Annotated in this window: 17 protein-coding genes; 11 read left to right on the forward strand and 6 right to left on the reverse strand. The window is 48.3% G+C overall.

Features of this window, described 5'->3' with window-relative positions; translation table 11 throughout:
• Positions 1-29 precede the first annotated feature (29 nt).
• Positions 30-1,328 (forward strand): mandelate racemase/muconate lactonizing enzyme family protein, encoded by a 1,299-nt coding sequence (locus tag ACZ45G_RS22990; RefSeq protein ID WP_464172845.1) that lies wholly within the window; start codon positions 30-32, stop codon positions 1,326-1,328.
• On the opposite strand, the gene ACZ45G_RS22995 is transcribed toward ACZ45G_RS22990, so the two are convergent.
• Positions 1,318-2,052, reverse strand: a complete 735-nt coding sequence (locus ACZ45G_RS22995; RefSeq protein WP_464172846.1) for an FKBP-type peptidyl-prolyl cis-trans isomerase — start codon at positions 2,050-2,052, stop codon at positions 1,318-1,320. The two genes, ACZ45G_RS22990 and ACZ45G_RS22995, sit on opposite strands and share 11 nt — an antisense overlap.
• Before the next feature lie 304 nt (positions 2,053-2,356).
• Between ACZ45G_RS22995 and ACZ45G_RS23000 the strand changes: the two genes are divergently transcribed.
• The 3 genes from ACZ45G_RS23000 to ACZ45G_RS23010 all read left to right on the forward strand — a co-directional run bounded on the left by ACZ45G_RS23000 (position 2,357) and on the right by ACZ45G_RS23010 (position 6,566).
• A complete protein-coding gene (locus tag ACZ45G_RS23000) occupies positions 2,357-3,190 on the forward strand; it encodes a sulfide/dihydroorotate dehydrogenase-like FAD/NAD-binding protein (protein WP_464172847.1) in 834 nt (277 codons plus the stop codon).
• A gap of 35 nt (positions 3,191-3,225) precedes the next feature.
• Positions 3,226-4,638, forward strand: a complete 1,413-nt coding sequence (gene gltA / locus ACZ45G_RS23005) for an NADPH-dependent glutamate synthase (RefSeq protein WP_464172848.1) — start codon at positions 3,226-3,228, stop codon at positions 4,636-4,638.
• A gap of 248 nt (positions 4,639-4,886) precedes the next feature.
• Positions 4,887-6,566 carry a putative bifunctional diguanylate cyclase/phosphodiesterase gene (locus ACZ45G_RS23010; RefSeq protein WP_464172849.1) on the forward strand — a complete coding sequence of 560 codons (1,680 nt, stop codon included), beginning with the start codon at positions 4,887-4,889 and terminating at the stop codon, positions 6,564-6,566.
• Here ACZ45G_RS23010 and ACZ45G_RS23015 read toward each other — a convergent pair.
• Genes ACZ45G_RS23015 through ACZ45G_RS23030 form a run of 4 tightly spaced genes read right to left on the reverse strand, consistent with a single transcriptional unit; the run spans position 6,550 to position 10,602 of the window.
• Positions 6,550-7,815 carry a M20 family metallopeptidase gene (locus tag ACZ45G_RS23015; protein WP_464172850.1) on the reverse strand — a complete coding sequence of 422 codons (1,266 nt, stop codon included), beginning with the start codon at positions 7,813-7,815 and terminating at the stop codon, positions 6,550-6,552. The two genes, ACZ45G_RS23010 and ACZ45G_RS23015, sit on opposite strands and share 17 nt — an antisense overlap.
• A gap of 60 nt (positions 7,816-7,875) precedes the next feature.
• A complete protein-coding gene (locus ACZ45G_RS23020; protein ID WP_464172851.1) occupies positions 7,876-9,156 on the reverse strand; it encodes a TRAP transporter large permease in 1,281 nt (426 codons plus the stop codon).
• On the reverse strand, positions 9,146-9,625 hold the full coding sequence (locus ACZ45G_RS23025; RefSeq protein ID WP_464172852.1) for a TRAP transporter small permease: 480 nt from the start codon (positions 9,623-9,625) through the stop codon (positions 9,146-9,148). The genes ACZ45G_RS23020 and ACZ45G_RS23025 overlap by 11 nt, the downstream gene beginning before the upstream one ends.
• Complete coding sequence (locus ACZ45G_RS23030; RefSeq protein WP_464172853.1) at positions 9,625-10,602, reverse strand: TRAP transporter substrate-binding protein; 978 nt, start codon at positions 10,600-10,602, stop codon at positions 9,625-9,627. Before ACZ45G_RS23030 ends, ACZ45G_RS23025 begins: the two co-directional genes overlap by 1 nt.
• A 262-nt stretch (positions 10,603-10,864) precedes the next feature.
• On the opposite strand from ACZ45G_RS23030, the gene larAH10 reads away from it, so the two are divergent.
• The 7 genes from larAH10 to ACZ45G_RS23065 are packed head-to-tail and all read left to right on the forward strand — an operon-like array spanning position 10,865 to position 18,484.
• Positions 10,865-12,163 (forward strand): NPN-dependent 2-hydroxyacid racemase, LarAH10 family, encoded by a 1,299-nt coding sequence (gene larAH10 / locus ACZ45G_RS23035; protein WP_464172854.1) that lies wholly within the window; start codon positions 10,865-10,867, stop codon positions 12,161-12,163.
• Positions 12,164-12,197: 34 nt separating this feature from the next.
• Positions 12,198-13,202, forward strand: coding sequence for a P1 family peptidase (locus tag ACZ45G_RS23040; RefSeq protein WP_464172855.1), 1,005 nt, complete (start codon positions 12,198-12,200; stop codon positions 13,200-13,202).
• A 25-nt stretch (positions 13,203-13,227) separates the two neighbouring features.
• Complete coding sequence (locus tag ACZ45G_RS23045; protein ID WP_464172856.1) at positions 13,228-14,715, forward strand: ABC transporter substrate-binding protein; 1,488 nt, start codon at positions 13,228-13,230, stop codon at positions 14,713-14,715.
• A 12-nt stretch (positions 14,716-14,727) separates the two neighbouring features.
• A complete protein-coding gene (locus ACZ45G_RS23050; protein ID WP_464172857.1) occupies positions 14,728-15,681 on the forward strand; it encodes an ABC transporter permease in 954 nt (317 codons plus the stop codon).
• Complete coding sequence (locus ACZ45G_RS23055; protein ID WP_464172858.1) at positions 15,674-16,522, forward strand: ABC transporter permease; 849 nt, start codon at positions 15,674-15,676, stop codon at positions 16,520-16,522. Before ACZ45G_RS23050 ends, ACZ45G_RS23055 begins: the two co-directional genes overlap by 8 nt.
• A gap of 4 nt (positions 16,523-16,526) precedes the next feature.
• Positions 16,527-17,525, forward strand: a complete 999-nt coding sequence (locus ACZ45G_RS23060) for an ABC transporter ATP-binding protein (protein ID WP_464172859.1) — start codon at positions 16,527-16,529, stop codon at positions 17,523-17,525.
• Positions 17,522-18,484 carry an ABC transporter ATP-binding protein gene (locus ACZ45G_RS23065; protein ID WP_464172860.1) on the forward strand — a complete coding sequence of 321 codons (963 nt, stop codon included), beginning with the start codon at positions 17,522-17,524 and terminating at the stop codon, positions 18,482-18,484. The genes ACZ45G_RS23060 and ACZ45G_RS23065 overlap by 4 nt, the downstream gene beginning before the upstream one ends.
• Positions 18,485-18,527: 43 nt before the next feature.
• Here ACZ45G_RS23065 and ACZ45G_RS23070 read toward each other — a convergent pair whose 3' ends face one another.
• Positions 18,528-20,153 (reverse strand): hypothetical protein, encoded by a 1,626-nt coding sequence (locus ACZ45G_RS23070; RefSeq protein WP_464172861.1) that lies wholly within the window; start codon positions 20,151-20,153, stop codon positions 18,528-18,530.
• Between the last annotated feature and the right edge of the window lie 35 nt (positions 20,154-20,188).

Consider the following 20,188-nt stretch of genomic DNA (forward strand, 5'->3'; position numbering starts at 1 on the left):
GACGATTTCACATCAGATAAGGGGGCATCATGGGTCAAAAAGAACAGGGGAACCAAAGGACTCGGATAACCAGGGTAGACCTGTACCATGTAAGAATCCCCCTTGATCGTCCCTTTTATCCCAGCTGGATTCCGGGATATCCTGCCACGGACAACCGGTTTGACCTGATCCGCATCACCACCCAAGGCGGGATCGAAGGATATAGTGCCGCCCCTGCCATCGCCTCGGAAAGACAAGGGCTTGGCAATCTGATTGCCCCCTATCTTCTGGGCCATGATGCCACGGACATTGATCTCATGCTCCAGCGCCTCCGGGAGGTTTCCTATCTGGGAGTCCGGGCCAACTGGATTGAACCGGCTTTCTGGGATATCAAAGGAAAACTTGCCAACAAGCCGGTGTATGAACTTTTGGGCGGCCGAAGGGAGCCTGTGGAACTTTATGCCTCCACAGGGGAAATCAAGGATGCAGATTCCAGGATTTTTGAAGCCAGGGCACGCTTTGCCGAAGGGTTTAAAACCATCAAGATCCGGGTCCATGCCTTTGATGTGCAGACCGATATCGACCATGTGAGGGCAGTTGTGGATGCGGTGGGGGACAAAATGACCATTGGGGTGGATGCCAATCAAGCCTGGCGGGTGACCATCATCAATGATGCCCCCCTGTGGGACCTTGACCGGGCCAAATATTTTGCAGATGCCTGTGCCGAGATGAAGATTGCCTGGCTGGAAGAACCCCTTCCCATGGATGATTATGACGCGCTTTGCGCCATCACCCGCTACAGCCGTATCCCCGTTACCGGCGGAGAAATCCACACCAATGGCAAGGCAGAACTTAAAATGATGGTGGAAAAAAAATGTTATGATATTTTCCAGCCCGATGCCATCATGACCGGCGGCATTGCCCATGCCCTTGAAGTGGCGGCCCATTGCAAACGATTTGGGCTAAAATTCACCCCCCACACCTGGACCAACGGCATCGGGTTTGCCGTAAATCTCCAGGTGCTTCTGGCCAGCGGTTTCAACGGAATAAAGCCCCTGGAATATCCCATCAATCCCCCTTCCTGGACCGTTCAAAAAAGAGACGGCATCTTAAAAAAACCCTTCCTGCATGAAAACGGGATACTAACACCCTCCTTTGCTCCAGGATTAGGGTTTGACATCGACAATGACAAACTCAAACGCTATGGCACCCACTTTTTCAGCATGAACAAAAGAAAACTCATGTTTTATACCATACGGGACAAGGGCCTTTTGACAGCGCTTCGGCTCAACTCAAACAAGAAAAAATACGGGGTGGATGCCAAGGTCAAACGGATCATCAATCAATAATCGCCAGAAGTGACACCTCAAAAATAAGGGTTTGCCCGGGCTTGATGGATTCCCCGGCCCCCTGATCCCCATAGGCAAGATCGGCAGGAACATACAGCTCCCATTTTGAGCCTGTGGGCATGCGTTGCAACGCCTCACTCCACCCTTTGATGACACCATTCACCTGGAAAACCGCGGGCTTGCCCCGAAGATAGGAGGAATCAAAAATAGTCCCGTCCAGGAGACTGCCACGGTAGTTGCATTCCACGGTATCGTCGGGACCGGGTATGGCACCCTCCCCTTTTTCCAGAATCTTATATTGAAGGCCCGAAGACAGGGTGACAACCCCCTCCTTTAGCTTGTTGCCTTCAAGAAAGATTGCCCCTTCTGCCCGACTGGCTTGAGCCGCCTTTTCCATCTTTTCGGTCTGTTTTTGCCTGGCAATCCGCTGGTAAGTCAGAAGCATCTGACGAAGCTGCTCTTCATCCATCTTGGGGTCACCAGCACGGTTATCGGTTACCCCCTTTATAAAGGATTCCAGATCCAGATCCATGTAGCGGTTCACATTCTCAAATATGTCATACCCCAGTGCATAGGAAATCTGACGGGCCAGATCTGCTGATTCCATAACCGTAATCTCTCGTGTTTCCTTTTTTAGCACCGCCGTATTTTTTTCCCCGGCAGTGGCAAGTGTACTAAAAAAAAGTATCCCCACAAGCCCTGCCAGTATCATTGCTCTTTTCATTCTTGTTCTCCTTGATCGCAATCTTGCATAATATCGAGTATAAATTTCATCGTAAAAACGGTAGCAAAATTGGAACCGCTTTACAATATTTAACTTCCCATATCCAAGGCTAAAAATCATCCCCATTGCTCTGGAAAAAGATACCTGAACAAATGCTTCTTTTCTCCTTGATTTTATAGACTAATCTGATTAAGATTAGATTTTTTTTAGATAATAGTTCAATTTTTTAAATGCCATACAATGTAACCTAATATTATTACAGCACTAGGCTCTTTCATATGGATTTATAGAACAGGAGGAAGGAATGGCAAAAATTGTATATCGTGAAGAAATGGCCCAAGGGACCATCATTCTCAACGAGATAGAAGCACCACGAATATCCCGCAAAGCCAAGCCCGGCCAGTTTGTGATACTCCAGGCAAAAGAAACCGGGGAGCGGATCCCTTTAACTATGGCAGATACAGACCCTGAAAAAGGAACCATTACCATCATCTATATGGTGGTCGGCAAATCCACGGCCGTGTTCAAGGAGCTTGCGGTGGGAGATGAATATTATGCCCTCATCGGCCCACTAGGGGCCCCCACCCATGTTGAAAATATGGGGAAAGTTATCTGTGTGGGCGGCGGCACCGGCATTGCTGTGCTCCATCCCATCACCCGTGCCCTGAAGGAAGCCGGCAATGAGGTCACCACCATCCTGGGCTCCAGAAGCTATGATCTTCTGATCATGGAAGAAAAAATGAGAGCCGCCTCGGATCACTTCCACATCTGCACCGATGACGGTTCCAAGGGCCACCACGGATTTGTCACCGATGTATTGAAAGAGGCCCTTGCAAAGGACGATATTGCCATGGTGGTTGCCATCGGCCCCATTCCCATGATGAAATTTTGCAGCCTCATCACCAAGGAAGCGGGGGTCAAAACCCTTGTGAGTCTCAACCCCATCATGGTGGATGGCACCGGTATGTGCGGCTGCTGCCGGGTGACCGTCGGGGGAGAAACCAAATTTGCCTGTGTTGACGGACCGGAATTTGATGCCCACAAGGTGGATTTTGATGAACTGGCCAAACGTCTGGCTTCCTACCTGGATGATGAAAAATCAAGCATGGATGCCTACAACAATTGCAAAGTACAATAAAAGCACCGGAGACGGTTGTATATAGGGAGGAATAAATGTCAGAAAAAAAACCAAAAAAAGACGCGGTTCCCCGGGCAAAAATGCCCGAACAGGACCCGGATGTCCGGCGCAGAAATTTCATAGAAGTCCCCCTGGGACTCACCCCGGAGATGGCCATAAAAGAAGCCAAACGCTGCCTTCAATGTAAAAAACCAGCCTGTGTTGAAGGGTGCCCGGTATCCGTTACTATACCCGAATTCATCCATTTAATTGCCGAAGGTGATTTTTCCGGTGCCGCCAATAAATTATGGGAACGCAACGCCCTGCCCGCTGTTTGCGGCCGGGTCTGCCCCCAGGAAGAACAATGCGAAGGCCGCTGCATCCTGGGCAAAAAAGGCCAGCCCGTTGCCATTGGATATCTTGAAAGATTTGCCGCAGATTATGAACGCAAAAACGGGACCGGCAATGTGCCTGCGGTAAAGGAAAAAACCGGCAAAAAAGTAGCTGTCATCGGTTCCGGGCCCTCGGGTCTCACCGTTGCAGGAGACCTTTTGCTCAAGGGTCATGAGGTTTCTATTTTTGAAGCATTCCACAAACCCGGTGGTGTTCTGGTGTATGGAATCCCGGAGTTTCGGCTCCCCAAGGAAATTGTGGCATCGGAAGTGGCCACCCTGGAAAAAATGGGTGCCGATATCCAGTGTAATACCGTTGTCGGGGCTTCGGTCACCATTGATGAACTGTTTGAAGAAGGCTATGATGCAGCCTATATCGGTGTGGGGGCGGGCCTGCCAAGGTTCATGAATCTGCCCGGTGAAAACCTGATTGGTATTTATTCGGCCAACGAGTATTTAACCCGAACCAACCTGATGAAGGGATATCTTTTCCCCAAATATGACACCCCCATTGCCCGGGGCAAAAATGTCGTGGTTCTAGGCGCTGGAAATGTGGCCATGGATTCGGCCAGAACCGCCATGCGCCTGGGCGCAGACTCGGTCAAAATTGTTTACAGACGCTCCCGAGATGAAATGCCGGCCAGGGAAGAAGAACTCCACCATGCCGAACAGGAACAAATTGAATTTGTTCTTCTGACCAATCCCACCCAGTTCTTTGGAGACGAAAACGGACGCCTTACGGGCATGGAATGCCTGAAAATGGAACTGGGAGAACCGGATGATTCCGGCAGAAGAAGGCCTATTCCCATTAAAGGGTCTGAGTACAAATTCGACTGTGATCTGGTGGTGGTCTCGGTGGGCTCCAATGCCAACCCGCTACTGACAAACTCCACCCCGAATCTGAACCTGAACCGATGGGGCAATATTGAGGCGGACCCTCTTACCGGGAAAACCTCCAAACCAGGGGTCTGGGCAGGAGGTGATATTGTCACCGGAGCTGCCACGGTTATCCTTGCCATGGGTGCTGGCCGTGCGGTTGCCAACTCCATGCATGATTACCTGACCATAGGTTGGTAATCTAAAAAAAGTTTGGTAAAAAACAGTAATGGGGGCAATGGTATCCTAAAGATATCATTGCCCCTGTTTTTTTTGGGTATACCCATGCAGATAAAGGTGACCAAAACAGCATTTCTTTTAATCAAAAACTATTGACACACGGTATTCCATGTGAAAGATTAATTCAAACTTAAGTGTTGCATTACTTTGGATCATTTTCGACTGAACCATGAGATCTTTTTTGCCACTTCTTATTGAAATTTGAGGTTATGGACAGACTAAGCCAGGCACTTGATAAAAATGTCAAAATAATGAAGTCCAGGGTAAGCAATCATGCCATACTTGGGGTTATTATTGCTTTTGTTGCGATTATCATGGCCACCCTGCTTTCCAGCTATTTTCAATATGGTGAGATCACTTTTATTACGATTCTGGAATCACAGAAAAACAATGTAACGCTCTGGTTCATGGATGCCATGCCCTTTGTCTTTGCCTTCTGGGGTCAATATACAAGTTCCATCATGGCCTATGAAGCCAGCACCATGATCATAGACCAGACCGCAGATTTAAGAGACCTGACCGTGGCCCTGGAATACAAGGCGGCACATGACGCCACCCACGATACGGTAACAGATCTGCCCAACCGAATACTCCTGCTGGACCGCCTTGAACAGGCCATCCAGGCCGCCAGACGCCAGAAGTCTGTCCTGGGGCTTTTTATCCTTGATATTGATAATTTTAAAGAGATCAAGGACACCCTTGGGCATTTCAGCAGCGACCGGCTTTTAAAACAGATCGTTACCAGGCTACAGGGTGTCGTAAGAAAGTCAGACACCCTTGCCAGAATGGGCGGTGACGAATTCGCCATCCTGCTACCCATGGTAAAAAATAAAGAAGATATCATCCGCGTCATTGAAAAAATCCAAAACACATTCATAGAGCCCTTTTCCATTGAGGACCTGGGACTTGAAGTCCAGGCCTGCATCGGCATTGCCATGTTTCCACAGCACGGCAAAGAAGTGGATACCATTATTCAGCGGGCCAATGTGGCACTCTGTGCGGCAAAACAGGATATTAAAAAATACACCATCTATTCCAACAGCCTGGACAAACACAATCCCCACCGCCTCACCATGATGGGGGAACTACGGCAGGCCATTGAAAACGATGAACTGATTCTCCATTACCAACCCAAAATCAATATACAGACACGCAGCATCATCGGCGTTGAAGCCCTGGTTCGCTGGCAGCATCCTGAACACGGATTCATGCCCCCGGATGAGTTTATCCCCATGGCCGAACGGACCGGGCTTATCAAGCCGCTTTCCATCTGGGTGTTAAACCATGCCCTGAGCCAGGGTGAAAAATGGCACAAACAAAATCTTAAACTAAGCATTGCCATAAACCTTAGCCCCACAACCTTTCTGGACACGGAATTGCCCAATCTCATCATCGGAATGCTTTCACTTTATGATATTCCGCCGGATTTTGTTACCCTTGAAATTACGGAAGGATCCATGATAAAAGATCCGGACCTGGCAATGGAAATTTTGGAAAGGCTTACGAGAAAAGGGATCAAAATATCAATAGATGATTTTGGTACAGGTTACTCTTCCCTGGTGTATCTAAAAAAAATGCCGGCAAGTGAGGTTAAAATTGACAAGTCATTTGTCACGGACATGCTGAAAAATGAGAATGATGCCGTCATCGTCAAATCCATCATCGACCTGGGTCATAATTTAGGCCTCAAGGTAGTGGCAGAGGGAGTGGAGGACAAAGCAACTGCGGATTATCTGAAAACACTTGGATGCGACTTGATCCAGGGCTATTATTTCAGCAAACCATTGAGCAATGATGATTTTTTAAACTGGCTGCCCAAGAAACAGGAAAAAGAGCTGCTGCGATCCAGTAAAATTAGCACTGGCAGCCGCCTTATCGGGCAAAATTAGCATCTGTTATTCCATTTAAAATTGTTCCGTTTAAAAACCGAAGGGTTGACAGAAGATATATCTGTAACGATTCAAACAGCTCGTCGATCTCCACATATTCATCTGTCTGGTGGGGCATATGCCGGGGCCCGGGTCCATTGACCAGGGAGGGAATCCCCTTTAAATCCCTTAAAAAAGTTCCGTCCGTGGCGCCGGGAACACCGTTGTAAACAGGGTCCTTGCCAGTGATATCCTTGTAAGCCCCTGCCGCAGCCCTGACAATGGGTTCATCTTTTTCCATGCTGACCACAGGTTTATCTGCAATGAACTCGATCTGAGCACAAAAATCAGGATCATCCTGTGCCAGCTGGTCGAGGATTTCCTGCAATTGCTGCCGTATCTTTTCATGATCCTGACAGGGGGTGGTCCGGATGTCCAGATATGCCATGGACTCCGACGGCATGACATTCAATTGGATCGGCTCTCCCGGCGGTGGTGTCTGCACCACCGTAAAGGTGATCGATGGCCATCCTAGAAACTCGTCCTTGCCGCATCGCTTGATTTCCGATCCTTCAAAGGCATCAAAGGCCAGAATAATCCGTGCCAATCGAACACTGGTATTAATTCCGGTCAAGGGCATGGCGCCGTGGGCCATTTTCCCTTTCACCCTGACAATGGCCCGCAAAGCTCCTTTCATACTGATACATAGCTGATTTTCTTCCGGTTCCGATACCAGGCAGGCATCCACATCATCTGCGTGTCCTTGGCGGATATAGTCCTGGATTCCGATCATAAATGCCTCTTCATCGCAGACGATTCCCAAACGCATTTTTCCCTTGAAATCAACCTTGGATTTCATCATGGCCTTGACGGTCAATAAATTAACGGCAAGACCTGCCTTCATATCGCAGGCTCCCCTGCCGTAGATTTTCCCCTCTTCAATTTCCCCGCCAAAAGGATCATGCTGCCACAGATCCCGGTTACCCTCGGACACCACATCTGTGTGCCCCTCAAACATCAGGCAGGGGCCGGGCTTGCCCGAATCAACGGTCAAAATAATATTCTCCCTGCCCGGAACCACCTCTTCAATCAGGGGGTCGACACCAAGTTCCCTGGAAATCCACTCCTTAATAAACCGGACAACCCCGGCCTCAGTATTCCCGATTTCAGGACGAATCACCGAATCTATCCGGATTAAATCCTGGGTCAAACCAATTAATTCGTCCCTGTCAATAAAGCTGAGCAGCCTGCTTTCCGTCTCTGTGATCATGGGCCTTTCCTTTAGTTTAATTTTATTGAAGGGTTTGAACCAATGCCGTCAATGCTGTTTTTACTTGCCCACAAGATTTGCCATCCACATGGTGATGGGGGGATAAAAGGTAATGATCAAAAGATCCACAATGAGTATCCCTAAAAAGGGAAGAACACGCCTGCTGATAGCGCCGATACTGTCCTTGGATATGGAGCAGGAAACAATCAGGCAGATACCCATGGGCGGGGTCAGCATGCCGATGGCAAGGTTGGTCACCACAATAACACCCAACTGAATGATGTCAATGCCAAGAGATGGCACCATGGCCGTTATCATGGGTACAAGCAAAATCAAGGCGGCCGTTGTTTCAATGAAGGTGCCTGCGATAAGTAATATAACATTGATGAGCAGCAGCAGGACCACAGGATTGTCCGTCAGCCCCAGCAAGTTGCCTGCCAGCTGGGCCGGAATATCTTCGATGGCGGCAATCCAGCTGAACACAGAGGCCGTGGAAATGATAAACATCACAATGGCAGAGGTGATGGCACCGTTGATAAACAGGGGAACCAACTCTCGTACGCTGATTTTTCGGTACACAAACATACCCACAACCAGGGCATAGACCACCGCAATGGCAGCAGATTCCGTTGCCGTAAAGATACCAAACAAAATGCCCCCCAGAATAATAATCGGTGCGCCCAGTGCCAGAAGTGAGCGTTTAAAGGTTCTCCAGGTTTCTTCCAGGGAGAAAGATGTGGTGGAAGAATATCCATTTTTCCAGGAAATAAAGGTGGCCACACAGATGAGGGAAAGGCCGATGAGAATACCCGGCAAAATTCCAGCGGCAAAGAGCCGACCAATGGAGGCCCCTGTCAAAAAGCCGAAGATAATCATGGGGATGGACGGAGGAATGATCACACCGATGGATCCTCCAGATGCCTGGACAGCAGCCGCAAAGTCAGAGTCGTAACCCGATTTTTTCATGGCAGGGATTAAAATGGCCCCCACGGCAGCAGCATCGGCAGCAGCCGATCCTGAAATACCGGCAAAAAACATGGCCGACACAATGGTCACCGCTGCAAGCCCCCCGGGAAGCCAGCCCACAAGGGCATTGGCAAAATCGATTATCCGGCGGCTGATGCCGCCGGCTTCCATGATGGTACCGGTGAACATGAACAAAGGAACCGCCATGAGGTGAAAGGAATCGGTTCCGCCATACATGCGTTGCACCACCATCATCAGGTCGAAATCACCCTGGATCAGGACGGCCGTGACAGAAGCGACCCCAATGGCAATGGCAATGGGGACATTGATGGCAAACAAAAAGACAAGGGATAAAATCAGAATTTCAGTGGTCATGGGAGTCTCCCTTTAATTCTTCTAAAAGGAAGGTGAGGGCATGGAAGATTAAAATGGCACCACTTATGGGAATAATACTCAAGACAATCCATTTGGGTATCTGGAGAGCAGGCGAAATCTGCAGCCTGACAAAATAAGCAAATTGGTATCCATAGACAACCATGACACTAAACAATGCCATGGAGGCCAGGTGGGTCAGTATGGCGGATATTTTTTTCAATCCAGGGGGCATTCTGGTATACAAAAAATCCACCCCTGGATGAGCCCTTCGATAATAGGCACAGGAAGCGCCTAAAAAAGTCAACCAAACCAGAAGAAACCGTGCAAGCTCCTCTGACCAGAATAAAGACTGGTTCAGCACATATCGGCAAAACACCTGGGTTGCAACCAGAAGGGTCATGGTAAACCCCAGACTGAACAACAGGTATTCTATCCACTGATTGAGCAAAAAACTTGCTTTTTTAATCATTATTGAACGGCTTCCATGATTTTCAAAAGCATCTCTTTGACCTTTGGATCCTGGTAAAGGTCCATATCCTTTAAGTTTACAACCTTGGCTCGGAATGCGGCAATATCCGGATTCTCGACAATTTCCATACCTTTTTCCTTCAAAAGCTTCAGGCGGGCGGCATCCTTGGAACGGTTATCATGACGCTGGTATACGGCTGCATCATACATGGCTTTTTGAATCATTTCCTGATCGTTTGCCTCAAGGGTTTCCCACCATTTAAGGGAGGCCACATCAATGTGATAGGAATAGACATGTCGGGTAAGGGACAGATATTTCTGAATTTCATAAAATTTATAGACTTCCATGACCCACAGAGGATTTTCCTGTCCGTCGATGACCCCTTGTTCCAGTTCCGTATAGATTGGCCAGGGCATGGGGGTAGGATTGGCACCCAGTGCGCTCCAGATGGCTTTGTGAATTGCAGAGGCCATCACCCTGACTTTTAGACCTTTGATGTCATCCGGACTTTTAACCGGTTTTTTGCTGTTGGTCAGGTTTCGAAAACCGTTTTCAGAGAAACTCAGCCCTTTAAAACCAGAACTTTCAAGACTTTTAAGGATTTGAGTGCCCAGGGGGCCATCCAGGATTTCATCTGCCTGGGCATTGTCCTTGAAAAGAAAGGGGTAGTTGATGACACGGGAAATGGGGTTAAAGGTATCAAATGGACCGCCAGTGATAACACCCATCTGGATGGTATTCATCTGCACCTGCTGCAAAATTTCAGTTTCGTTGCCAAGGGATGCAGAGTGATAGATTTTAACCTCAAATCCTCCCTTTGATCGCAGTTCAATGAGTTCTTTAAATTTTTGTGCGGCAATATTCTGGGCGCTGCCGGGTTTGGTTACAACACCGAGCTTAATTTTAGTGGCAGCAAAGCTGTTGCCGGAAAAGAGAAATAAGGTTGCAACCGACAAGACTATCAACAATTTTTTCATCTTAAATCCTCCTTAAAATGTGGGGGGTTAGGTTAATTATGGAACATAATGGCTGGTATTAATTTATTTTACTCCTATACTTCATCACCCGGGTGTTCATACAGTTAAACTTTTTTCATAGTATGCAACTATCGAATTATGCGTCAAGGCTTTAATTGAAAATCCAGTGTCTTTTTTTAGAGAACTGAATTAATATGATTTTCCTGGAATAGGGGTCAAAAAAAATTAGATAGGAAAGATAGAAAACATAAGGAAGCACATCATGGCCGACAAACAATTTGAGTTAAAAATAGGGAAAAGGACCGAAAGATTTTCAATACCCCCAGAGCAGGTTCTTTACGAACTTGTCGGCAAAAACCGTAAGCCACCAGAGGATCTGGCGGCAGCCTATCGCAACTCCCTGGACCACCCCATTGACAGCCCCCCCTTAAAGGAAATTGTTAATCCCGGCGAAACTATAGCCATTGCCGTCAGTGATATCACCCGGGTCTGGCAACACAATGAATTAACCTTGCCAATACTGATAGACTATCTCAATGAAGCGGGGATAAAAGACAAGGACATAACCGTCATTATCGCTGTTGGCGCCCACCGGCAGAACACAACAGCAGAAATGCAAGAGTTGTGCAGTAAGGATATCTGCAAGCGGGTGCGGGTGGTCAATCACAACGCCTGGGACACAGAGAACATGGTCTATTACGGTAAGACCAGCCGGGGAACCGCAGTCGCTTATAATCGTATCGTGGCAGAGGCGGACCGGGTTATTTTAACCGGCGGGGTTATCTACCATTATATGGTGGGGTATGGGGGCGGGCGAAAAAGTATCATGCCGGGTGTGTCTTCCCTTAAAACCATCCAGCAAAGCCATATGTGGGCCATGGGAAAGTCCCTTGGCGACGGGTCAAACCCCCTGGCCGCCAATATGAAAACCCAAGGGAATCCAGCCCACGAGGACATGATGGAGGTGGCAGCCTTTCTCAAAGCCGATTTCATCGTGAATGTGGTTCCCAATCTGGACGGGGATATCACCGGCATTTTTGCCGGCAACTGGATCACGGCCTGGTTAAAGGCAACCCAGTTGGTTGATCAAATTTTTGGCGTAAACATTCAGGAACAAGCCGACATTGTTGTGGCATCCGCCGGTGGTTACCCCAAGGATATCAACCTCTATCAATCCCAAAAAACCATTGATAACGCAGTTTACGCCATGAAAAAAGGAGGGATTGCCATTATCCTGGCGGACTGTCCGGATATAAAAGAACCGAGTGAGTTTTTTGACTGGTTCAACCACCCTTCGGCATTTGCCATGGAAAAGGCGGTACGGGAAAATTTTCTGATCTCAGGCTGGGTTGCGGTTCGGCAGCTGGAATATGCCAACCTGGGTCTCATCATACTGGTGACCCAGGAAAAGAACATTGAAGTGTCAAAAAATGCTGGGGTTATAGGGGTTGCCACCATGGAAGAAGCCCTGAAGCTAGCCTATGAAAAGTGTGGCTGTGATACCCCGAAATTTACCATCATGCCCCAGGGCGCCAACACCTTTCCCATTCTTGAGGCGTAACCGATTCTGCAAATAAAGGACCAAGGGGAAAAAGATGATTAAAGTTGGAAAACAAAATCTGATAACAGATGTTCCGGGAATACGCGTCGGAAATTTCCATGATCAAAAAATCCGATCCGGTGTGACCGTTATCATACCCGATGAACCCGCCGTTGCTGCCGCAGATATCCGGGGAGGGGGACCTGGAAGCCGTGAGACCGAAGCCTTAAACCCCGATTGTCTTGTGGATGTGGTCCATGGGATTGTTTTAAGCGGGGGGTCTGCCTTTGGACTGGATGCAGCCGGAGGGGTCATGGCAAGCCTGAGGGAGCAAAGAATAGGCTTTAACCTGGGGGATGCCATTATTCCCATTGTTCCTTCGGCCATTTTGTTTGACCTGTTAAATGGCGGTGATAAGGAATGGGGCATGAGATCCCCCTATTTTGATATGGGGGTCAAGGCTGTTGAACGAATAGGCAAAATCTTTGACCTGGGAAATGCGGGTGCAGGGTATGGGGCAATCGCCGGCGGGCTAAAGGGGGGGCTTGGCAGCGCCTCTTTTGTTTTCTTTGACGGCAAATCTCAAATAACCCTTGGGGCCATTGCAGCGGTAAATTCCATGGGATCCTTGACCATGCCCGGCAGCCCAACCATGTGGGCCTTTCCCTATGAGCAAAACCAAGAACTTGGCAACCAGCCCATGCCGGATAACAAAATAAAGATGGATCTGGACTTTACCTTTGAGCTGCCCGTTGGTAAGAATACAACCCTGGTGACCGTTGCCACGGATGCGGCTCTGACCAAGCCCCAGGCAAGAAGGGTTGCCATCATGGCCCAGGATGGGTTGGCCCGGGCGATCAGACCCATCCATTCACCCTTTGACGGGGACAGCCTTTTTGTCCTGTCAACGGGGAAAAAACCGCTTTTAGATCCCGTGATCGGTGTATCCAGGTTGGGTATGCTGGCGGCAGATTGTGTGGCCCGGGCAATTGCCCGGGGGGTTTACCAGGCTCAAAGTCTGGGTAACGTGGACAGCTACCGTGATCGGTACGGTAGCTAAAACCAAAATGAATCAAGGAGACAAGATGCGTAAAATGAAAACCCTTGCTACATTCATCATTCTAACCCTGGGAATCGTCATAGCTCCGTCGGCTATGGCGGCAAAAAGCAGCTTGAATTTGGGGATGGTCTTAGAACCCCCCCACCTTGATCCCACTGCAGGGGCAGCCGCTGCCATTGATGAAGTGGTCTATGCCAATATCTTTGAGGGACTGACAAGAATTGATAGAAATGGTGCTGTAAAACCAGCACTTGCCAGCAGCTGGACGGTTTCAGACGATAAAAGAACCTACACCTTTAATTTACAAAAGAATGTGGCCTTCCATGACGGCAACGCCTTTGATGCCGATGATGTGGTCTTCTCCCTGGACCGAGCCCGTGCCAAAAACAGTGTAAATGCCCAAAAGGCATTGTTTAACCCCATTGAGTCGGTGGTCAAACAAGATGCCCATACCGTGGTGGTCACATTGACCCAGCCCACGGGTGGCTTTTTGTTCAATATGGGCTGGGGAGATGCCGTCATGGTGGATGCCGCCAGTGCAGCAAAAAACAAAAGCCATCCCATTGGTACCGGGCCCTTTAAATTTTCCAAATGGGTAAGGGGGGATCGAATTGTAATGGTCAGAAATGACAGTTATTGGGGGACACCCACAAAACTCAAATCCGCCACCATTAAAATTATTCCAGATCCTGCTGCTGCTGCTTCGGCAATCATGTCCGGGGATATTGACGCATTTGCCAATTATCCAGCGCCGGAAAGCCTGGCACAATTTGAAAGCGATCCCAGGTTTAAAGTGGTCATCGGCACCACCGAAGGCGAAACCATCCTTTCCACCAACAACCAACGAGGCCCTTTCAAACACTTAAAAGTCCGCCAGGCCATCGCCCATGCCCTTGACCGCAAGGCTATTATTGACGGGGCCATGTTTGGTTATGGGACCCCCATCGGGACCCATTTTGCCCCCCACCATCCCGCCTATGTTGACCTGATCGCTACCCACTCCTATGACCTTGAAAAGGCGAAACAACTTTTGGCCCAAGCCGGTTACCCCGATGGATTCAAGGGGACTATCAAGCTTCCGCCGCCTGCCTATGCACGACGGGGGGGTGAAATCGTGGCCTCCCAGCTGAGAAAAATCGGGATTGACCTGGAAATTATTCCAGTGGAATGGGCCCAATGGCTGGACCAGGTCTTTAAAAACAAGGCGTATGATTTGACCATTGTCTCCCATACCGAGCCCATGGATATCGGCATCTATGCCAGACGAGACTATTATTTTGCCTATGACAGTCCCAGGTTTCAAGCGTTGATGAAAAAACTGGACGCCACCGTGGATACAAAGAATCGGTATGACATCCTGAGAAAGGCCCAGCGATTGATCGCTCAGGAATGTGTCAATGGATTTTTGTTCCAGCTGCCCAAAAGTGGGGTGTGGAACAAAAAGTTGCGAGGATTATGGGAGAACAGTCCGGTCCAGGCAAATGACCTGACAGACGTTTATTGGGTTGATTAACGATTTGGGCAAATGAGAATTTTTCTGATAAAAAGAATCTTTACGCTATTGCTGACCCTGCTGGTGGCGACCCTGGTGGTCTTTGTTGTCCTTGAAATTTTACCCGGGGATCCAGCAGCAGTGATGCTGGGAATCAATGCAGAAGCGGACACACTCAATGCCCTGCAAGAACAACTGGGCCTTAATCGTCCGGCGTGGGTCCGGTATCTTCAGTGGGTGGCAGATTTGGCAACAGGAAATCTGGGCATCTCCTACACCTATGATGTGCCGGTATCCGAGTTGATTTTAAGCCGCATTACCCTAAGTTTCCCCCTGGCCCTGCTGGCCATGACCCTGTCTACCCTCATCGCCATTCCCATGGGTATCATGGCAGCTTCCCATCACAATAAGCCTGTGGATTTTTTTGTGATGAGTTTTTCCCAGATGGGTATTGCCATTCCCAATTTCTGGTTTGCCATGCTCCTGACGCTTGTGTTTTCAGTCACCTTCAGGCTTCTGCCCGCCGGAGGGTTTCCCGGTTGGGATGCGGGAATTGTTCCTGCCTTCAAATCTCTCGTGCTGCCCACAATCGCCTTGGCCCTTCCCCAGGCAGCCATCCTTACCAGGGTCACCCGGTCGGCATTGCTGGAGGTCTTAAACGAAGATTTTATCCGCACGGCCCGGGCCAAGGGGGTGAACAACCAGGGAACCTTGTGGAAACATGCCCTGGGCAATGCCCTGATACCCGTTGTGACCATCATGGGGCTGCAATTTTCTTTTTTGCTGGCCGGAACCATTATCATTGAAAACGTGTTTTATCTGCCCGGGATCGGACGGTTGATTTTCCAGGCCGTTTCCCAGAGGGATTTGATTGTGGTGAAAAATCTGGTTATTTTATTGGCAGGGGCGGTGATCCTGATCAACTTTATGGTGGATTTGCTGTATGCAGTAATTGATCCGCGTTTGAGAGGGGGCGAAAATGTTTAGAGCTCTGGCAGAGATCCTGGGCCACGGGCGAAAGAATCGCAGTTTTGTCATTGGCGGAATGATGTCGCTGCTCTTTTTCATGGTGGCCTTTCTCTCCTATTTCTGGACACCCTATCCGGTTGAAAATATAAATATTTCAGAAAAGTTACTCCCCCCCAGCACCCAATATTTGCTGGGGACCGATCACTTTGGCCGGGACATTTTGTCCATGCTGATCAAGGGGACACAAAATTCAGTGATTGTCGCCTTTGTTGCCATTGGCATCGGGATCGGCTGCGGCGTTCCCCTGGGGCTGACCGCTGCCGCTAGAAAAGGGTGGGTTGATGAGTTGATCATGCGGTTCAATGATCTTACCTTTGCCTTTCCCTCCCTTATTTTAGCCATCATGATCACGGCAATCCTAGGACCTGGATCTGTCAATTCCATCATTGCCATCGGCATTTTCAATGTGCCGGTTTTTGCAAGGGTTACAAGGGGGGCAGCATTGAGCATCTGGAAACGCGAATTTATTCTGGCGGCCAGAAGTGCGGGGAAAGGTCAATTTAGAATATCGCTGGAGCATGTATTGCCCAATATTGCCAGCATGCTCATTGTTCAGACCACCATTCAGTTTGCCCTGGGCATCCTGGCAGAAGCCGGCTTAAGCTATCTGGGCCTGGGAACCCAGCCCCCCATGCCCAGCTGGGGGAAAATGCTCAATGAAGCCCAGACCTTTATGCATTTTGCCCCCCAGCTGGCCATTTACCCTGGAATCGCCATTGCATTGACCGTCTTGGGGTTGAATCTGTTTGGAGACGGCCTGCGGGATGTTCTTGACCCAAAGCTTCGGAGAAGCAGATAAAATCATGAGTCTTTTAGAGGTACAAGACCTGTCCGTCAGCTTGAAGACCGCCCAGGGGCTGCAAGATGTCATCCGCCATGTCAATCTTTCCATGGATGCCGGAGAAAAACTAGGGATCGTTGGGGAATCGGGTTGCGGAAAATCCATCTTTGCCCTGGCCCTCATCTCCCTTTTACCCCCCGATTCCCAGACCAATGGAAAAGTCATCCTGGAAGGCCAGGATGTGCTGAGCTTAAATTCCACCCAGATATGCAGCATCCGGGGCAATCGGATCGGGATGATATTCCAGGAACCCATGACCGCCCTGAATCCGGTACAAAAAATAGGCACTCAGATAGGAGAAAGCATCCGTCTGCACTTGAAACTTTCCCGAAAACAAACCCTTGAACGGGTCACCGAGCTCATGGACAAGGTCGGGCTTCCGGTCAGCCGATTCCCCTTAAACCTTTATCCCCATCAGCTTTCAGGCGGACAGCGGCAGCGGGTGATGATTGCCATGGCAATTGCCTGTAACCCCACTATTCTCATTGCAGATGAGCCGACCACGGCATTGGATGTGACGGTTCAAGAGCAAATTTTGGATTTGATCCGGGATCTTTCTGATTCTTCCGGCATAGCCCTAATAATGATCAGCCATGATTTAGGCGTTATTGCACAAACAACCCAACGCGTAATGGTCATGTACACGGGTAGCATTGTGGAAATGGGCGATACCGTGGATGTTTTCCAAAATATGCGCCATCCCTATACCCATGGTCTTTTTTCCGCCATTCCCCATGTTGGATCTTCATTGGATTCCAGGCGAAAACGACTGACCAGTATCCCCGGTCAGGTACCGCAACTGCATAACAGACCTATGGGATGTAATTTTGCCGATCGATGTCCCCGGGCTTCTCGCAGGTGCCAAGAGAATGAGCCCCCGGCAACATGGGTGTCAGATCATCATCGGGTGTGGTGCTATCACCCCATCAATTTGAGTTCAAATAGAGAAAATACAAGATGAAGCCGCCATTGGTTAAAATTCAAGACCTGTACAAGGATTATTTACTTCCCAAACGCTATTTATTCCAAAAGGCGCCTGTTTTCCGTGCCCTCCACGGGATCAACCTGGAATTGCAAAGGGGCGAAAGTTTTGGAATTGTGGGAGAATCAGGCTGCGGGAAATCAACTTTGGCCAGAATCGTCATGGCCCTTGATGAACCAACAGCTGGCACGGTTTTTTTTGAGGGTGAGGATATATTTAAAATATCTACGGCCCGGCTCAAACACGCCAGACAAAATTTTCAGATGGTTTTCCAGGATCCCTATGGGTCCTTAAATCCGCGGAAAAACATACTCAAAATTGTCTGTGAACCCCTGGAAACCTTGAAAGGAAAATTGTCACCTGCCCAAAAAAAAGAGCGGGTGGGTCAAATTCTGACCGAAGTGGGGTTGAATGCCACGGATATGGATAAGTTTCCCCATGAATTTTCCGGGGGCCAGCGCCAGAGAATTGCCATTGCCAGGGCATTGATTACCCGTCCCGCTTTGATTGTGGCCGACGAGTCGGTCTCGGCCCTGGATGTATCGGTCCAGGCCCAGGTATTAAATTTAATGATGGACCTCCAGGAAAAATACAATCTTACCTACATGTTCATCAGCCATGATTTGAGTGTGGTCGAATACATCACAGACAAGGTAGCCGTCATCTACATGGGCCAGATTGTGGAGCAGGGAACCACCAAATCCCTGTTTCAAAACCCCCTTCATCCCTATACCAAAACCTTGCTTCGGGCGATTCCTGACCTGAACCCCTTGAACAAAAAGAAAAAAAAGAAAGCCGTCATTCCGTTGTTTGAAAAAACCGATGCCAGCTGTTGTTTCCTTGACAGATGCAATAGGGCCACCGCAGCCTGTGTTAAGAATATGCCAAAATTATTGGAAAACCAGGGGCATCTGGTGGCCTGCTTCAATGTCAGGTAACCCTATGAAGTATCTTTTTGGAGAAATGCCAGAGTTACGCCAACTATTTTATCTCAGGTGAATAGATAGTGATGAAACCAGGACCAGCAGCAGTAAAATCGACAGGGATACGAACCGATTGGGCTGGATTTTGAGATTGAATATAGTTTTGAATATCAAGGGATAAATCACAGAAGCCCTGAACGTCTGGCGTAATCTGTGATGAAACATCATTAATGCTGATTTTGTAGGGGAGTGCCGTTGATGCCGGGTTATTTCCTATCACTATAAAAATGGCCTCAATAGTGGTTTTAAGTTCTATCTCAGTCCAGATATTTTGTGGTTTCTTTTGTTGCATCAGCATTGCCGGTTTGCTTACCGGTTGTGCCAACCAGACAGCGCTTTTTTCTGTGGTTTTAATCATTAACCAATAGGATTGGGGTTGAAGCGCAACCGGATTTTGAGGGATAAACTGAACAGGTTGCTGTTTTTTCGCCGAGGACAACGCTTTTGTAACAAAAAAAACAGATTCACCGGAGGGTTTGTTTCGGTAATCTGTTTGAAGTTCGCAGATTATTTCAATCTTATCTCCCACAGGCATCAATGCAAGCATGAAGCCCTTTATCACCTGGGGATCTGCAACATCTATTCGTTGGGCAATCCATGTGTCGCTTTCAACAAGAAATCCGGTTTTAATATGTTGATAGGTTTTTGGTAACCCTTCTTCAGGTATAGGTGCCGCATTTTCAGAAAAGCTGGCATCCAATTTTAAGATAACAGATGTTGCAGATGCCGGAACATCAAACGCAATCCCTTTTGTTTCAATATTTTTTTCCGGATATCTTAAAACAAGCTTATCCACTATTTCCAAAAGGCCAGTCTTTAGATTCAAACCCATAAGCTTAGGAAAAAACACAACATTATAATCGATGGAAAGCGTTGTTAGATTTAATTTGCAGGGGGTATCCGATTCGGCAACTAATGCAATATCAATATAAGCTGCAGCAGGGTCATAATCTTCAGACTTGAAATATGCGTCCAGTTTTTGCTGCAATGCTTCATTAAATTCTTTCTCAATTAAAAATTCAATGTCCGTCTTATGTTCACCCGGTGACTGCCAGAAAAAAACATCCGGAACACTATCGGTTAAAACTCCCGGTGGTATCACTACCCCAAACCGAAGACCTGTCGGATGGCTTCGAACAATAAGCTCTGAAATATCGTCGAAAGAAATATCAATATCATTGTTCACGCCAACCGCAAAACGTGTATCAATAAAGCTGCTGATAGTCGCGTTGTTTGAATGCGTCATTGTAGGCTCATCCACAACCTTATTCACATCCACCCGATGACAACTTACCGTTGTTACACCTGCCTTGCTGACATGGATGCGTTTTACCTCTTTGGGTGCTGTATTCAGTGACACCAAAACCTTATCACCCTTATCCAAAAATTGTGCAGCCGATGGATTTACTATATTATAATCATAAGAAGAAAATGATCCGGCAATTGTTGTAGAGGGGCTATTTATCGAAATCCCCTTTGAAGACGCATCCATTGGCAACCGGATATGAAATACCTTTCGATAAAAGATAACGGGTATTTCCCCTGTGGCAGTATCGATTGTCCAGTGGACAAGTGGTGATATTTGAGCGCCGCCTTTTGTTAATGAAACATTGCTGATTTGCATCTTATTGGGTTTCTTTCATTTTTTTATTTCTTAAA

Source organism: Desulfoconvexum algidum (assembly GCF_055382125.1).

Bases quoted from the DNA above. Each gene is read 5' to 3' on its own strand.
- ACZ45G_RS22990 (WP_464172845.1), top strand. From the start codon at position 30: ATGGGTCAAAAAGAACAGGGGAACCAAAGGACTCGGATAACCAGGGTA.
- ACZ45G_RS22995 (WP_464172846.1), bottom strand. From the start codon at position 2,052: ATGAAAAGAGCAATGATACTGGCAGGGCTTGTGGGGATACTTTTTTTT.
- ACZ45G_RS23000 (WP_464172847.1), top strand. From the start codon at position 2,357: ATGGCAAAAATTGTATATCGTGAAGAAATGGCCCAAGGGACCATCATT.
- gltA (WP_464172848.1), top strand. From the start codon at position 3,226: ATGTCAGAAAAAAAACCAAAAAAAGACGCGGTTCCCCGGGCAAAAATG.
- ACZ45G_RS23010 (WP_464172849.1), top strand. From the start codon at position 4,887: ATGGACAGACTAAGCCAGGCACTTGATAAAAATGTCAAAATAATGAAG.
- ACZ45G_RS23015 (WP_464172850.1), bottom strand. From the start codon at position 7,815: ATGATCACAGAGACGGAAAGCAGGCTGCTCAGCTTTATTGACAGGGAC.
- ACZ45G_RS23020 (WP_464172851.1), bottom strand. From the start codon at position 9,156: ATGACCACTGAAATTCTGATTTTATCCCTTGTCTTTTTGTTTGCCATC.
- ACZ45G_RS23025 (WP_464172852.1), bottom strand. From the start codon at position 9,625: ATGATTAAAAAAGCAAGTTTTTTGCTCAATCAGTGGATAGAATACCTG.
- ACZ45G_RS23030 (WP_464172853.1), bottom strand. From the start codon at position 10,602: ATGAAAAAATTGTTGATAGTCTTGTCGGTTGCAACCTTATTTCTCTTT.
- larAH10 (WP_464172854.1), top strand. From the start codon at position 10,865: ATGGCCGACAAACAATTTGAGTTAAAAATAGGGAAAAGGACCGAAAGA.
- ACZ45G_RS23040 (WP_464172855.1), top strand. From the start codon at position 12,198: ATGATTAAAGTTGGAAAACAAAATCTGATAACAGATGTTCCGGGAATA.
- ACZ45G_RS23045 (WP_464172856.1), top strand. From the start codon at position 13,228: ATGCGTAAAATGAAAACCCTTGCTACATTCATCATTCTAACCCTGGGA.
- ACZ45G_RS23050 (WP_464172857.1), top strand. From the start codon at position 14,728: ATGAGAATTTTTCTGATAAAAAGAATCTTTACGCTATTGCTGACCCTG.
- ACZ45G_RS23055 (WP_464172858.1), top strand. From the start codon at position 15,674: ATGTTTAGAGCTCTGGCAGAGATCCTGGGCCACGGGCGAAAGAATCGC.
- ACZ45G_RS23060 (WP_464172859.1), top strand. From the start codon at position 16,527: ATGAGTCTTTTAGAGGTACAAGACCTGTCCGTCAGCTTGAAGACCGCC.
- ACZ45G_RS23065 (WP_464172860.1), top strand. From the start codon at position 17,522: ATGAAGCCGCCATTGGTTAAAATTCAAGACCTGTACAAGGATTATTTA.
- ACZ45G_RS23070 (WP_464172861.1), bottom strand. From the start codon at position 20,153: ATGCAAATCAGCAATGTTTCATTAACAAAAGGCGGCGCTCAAATATCA.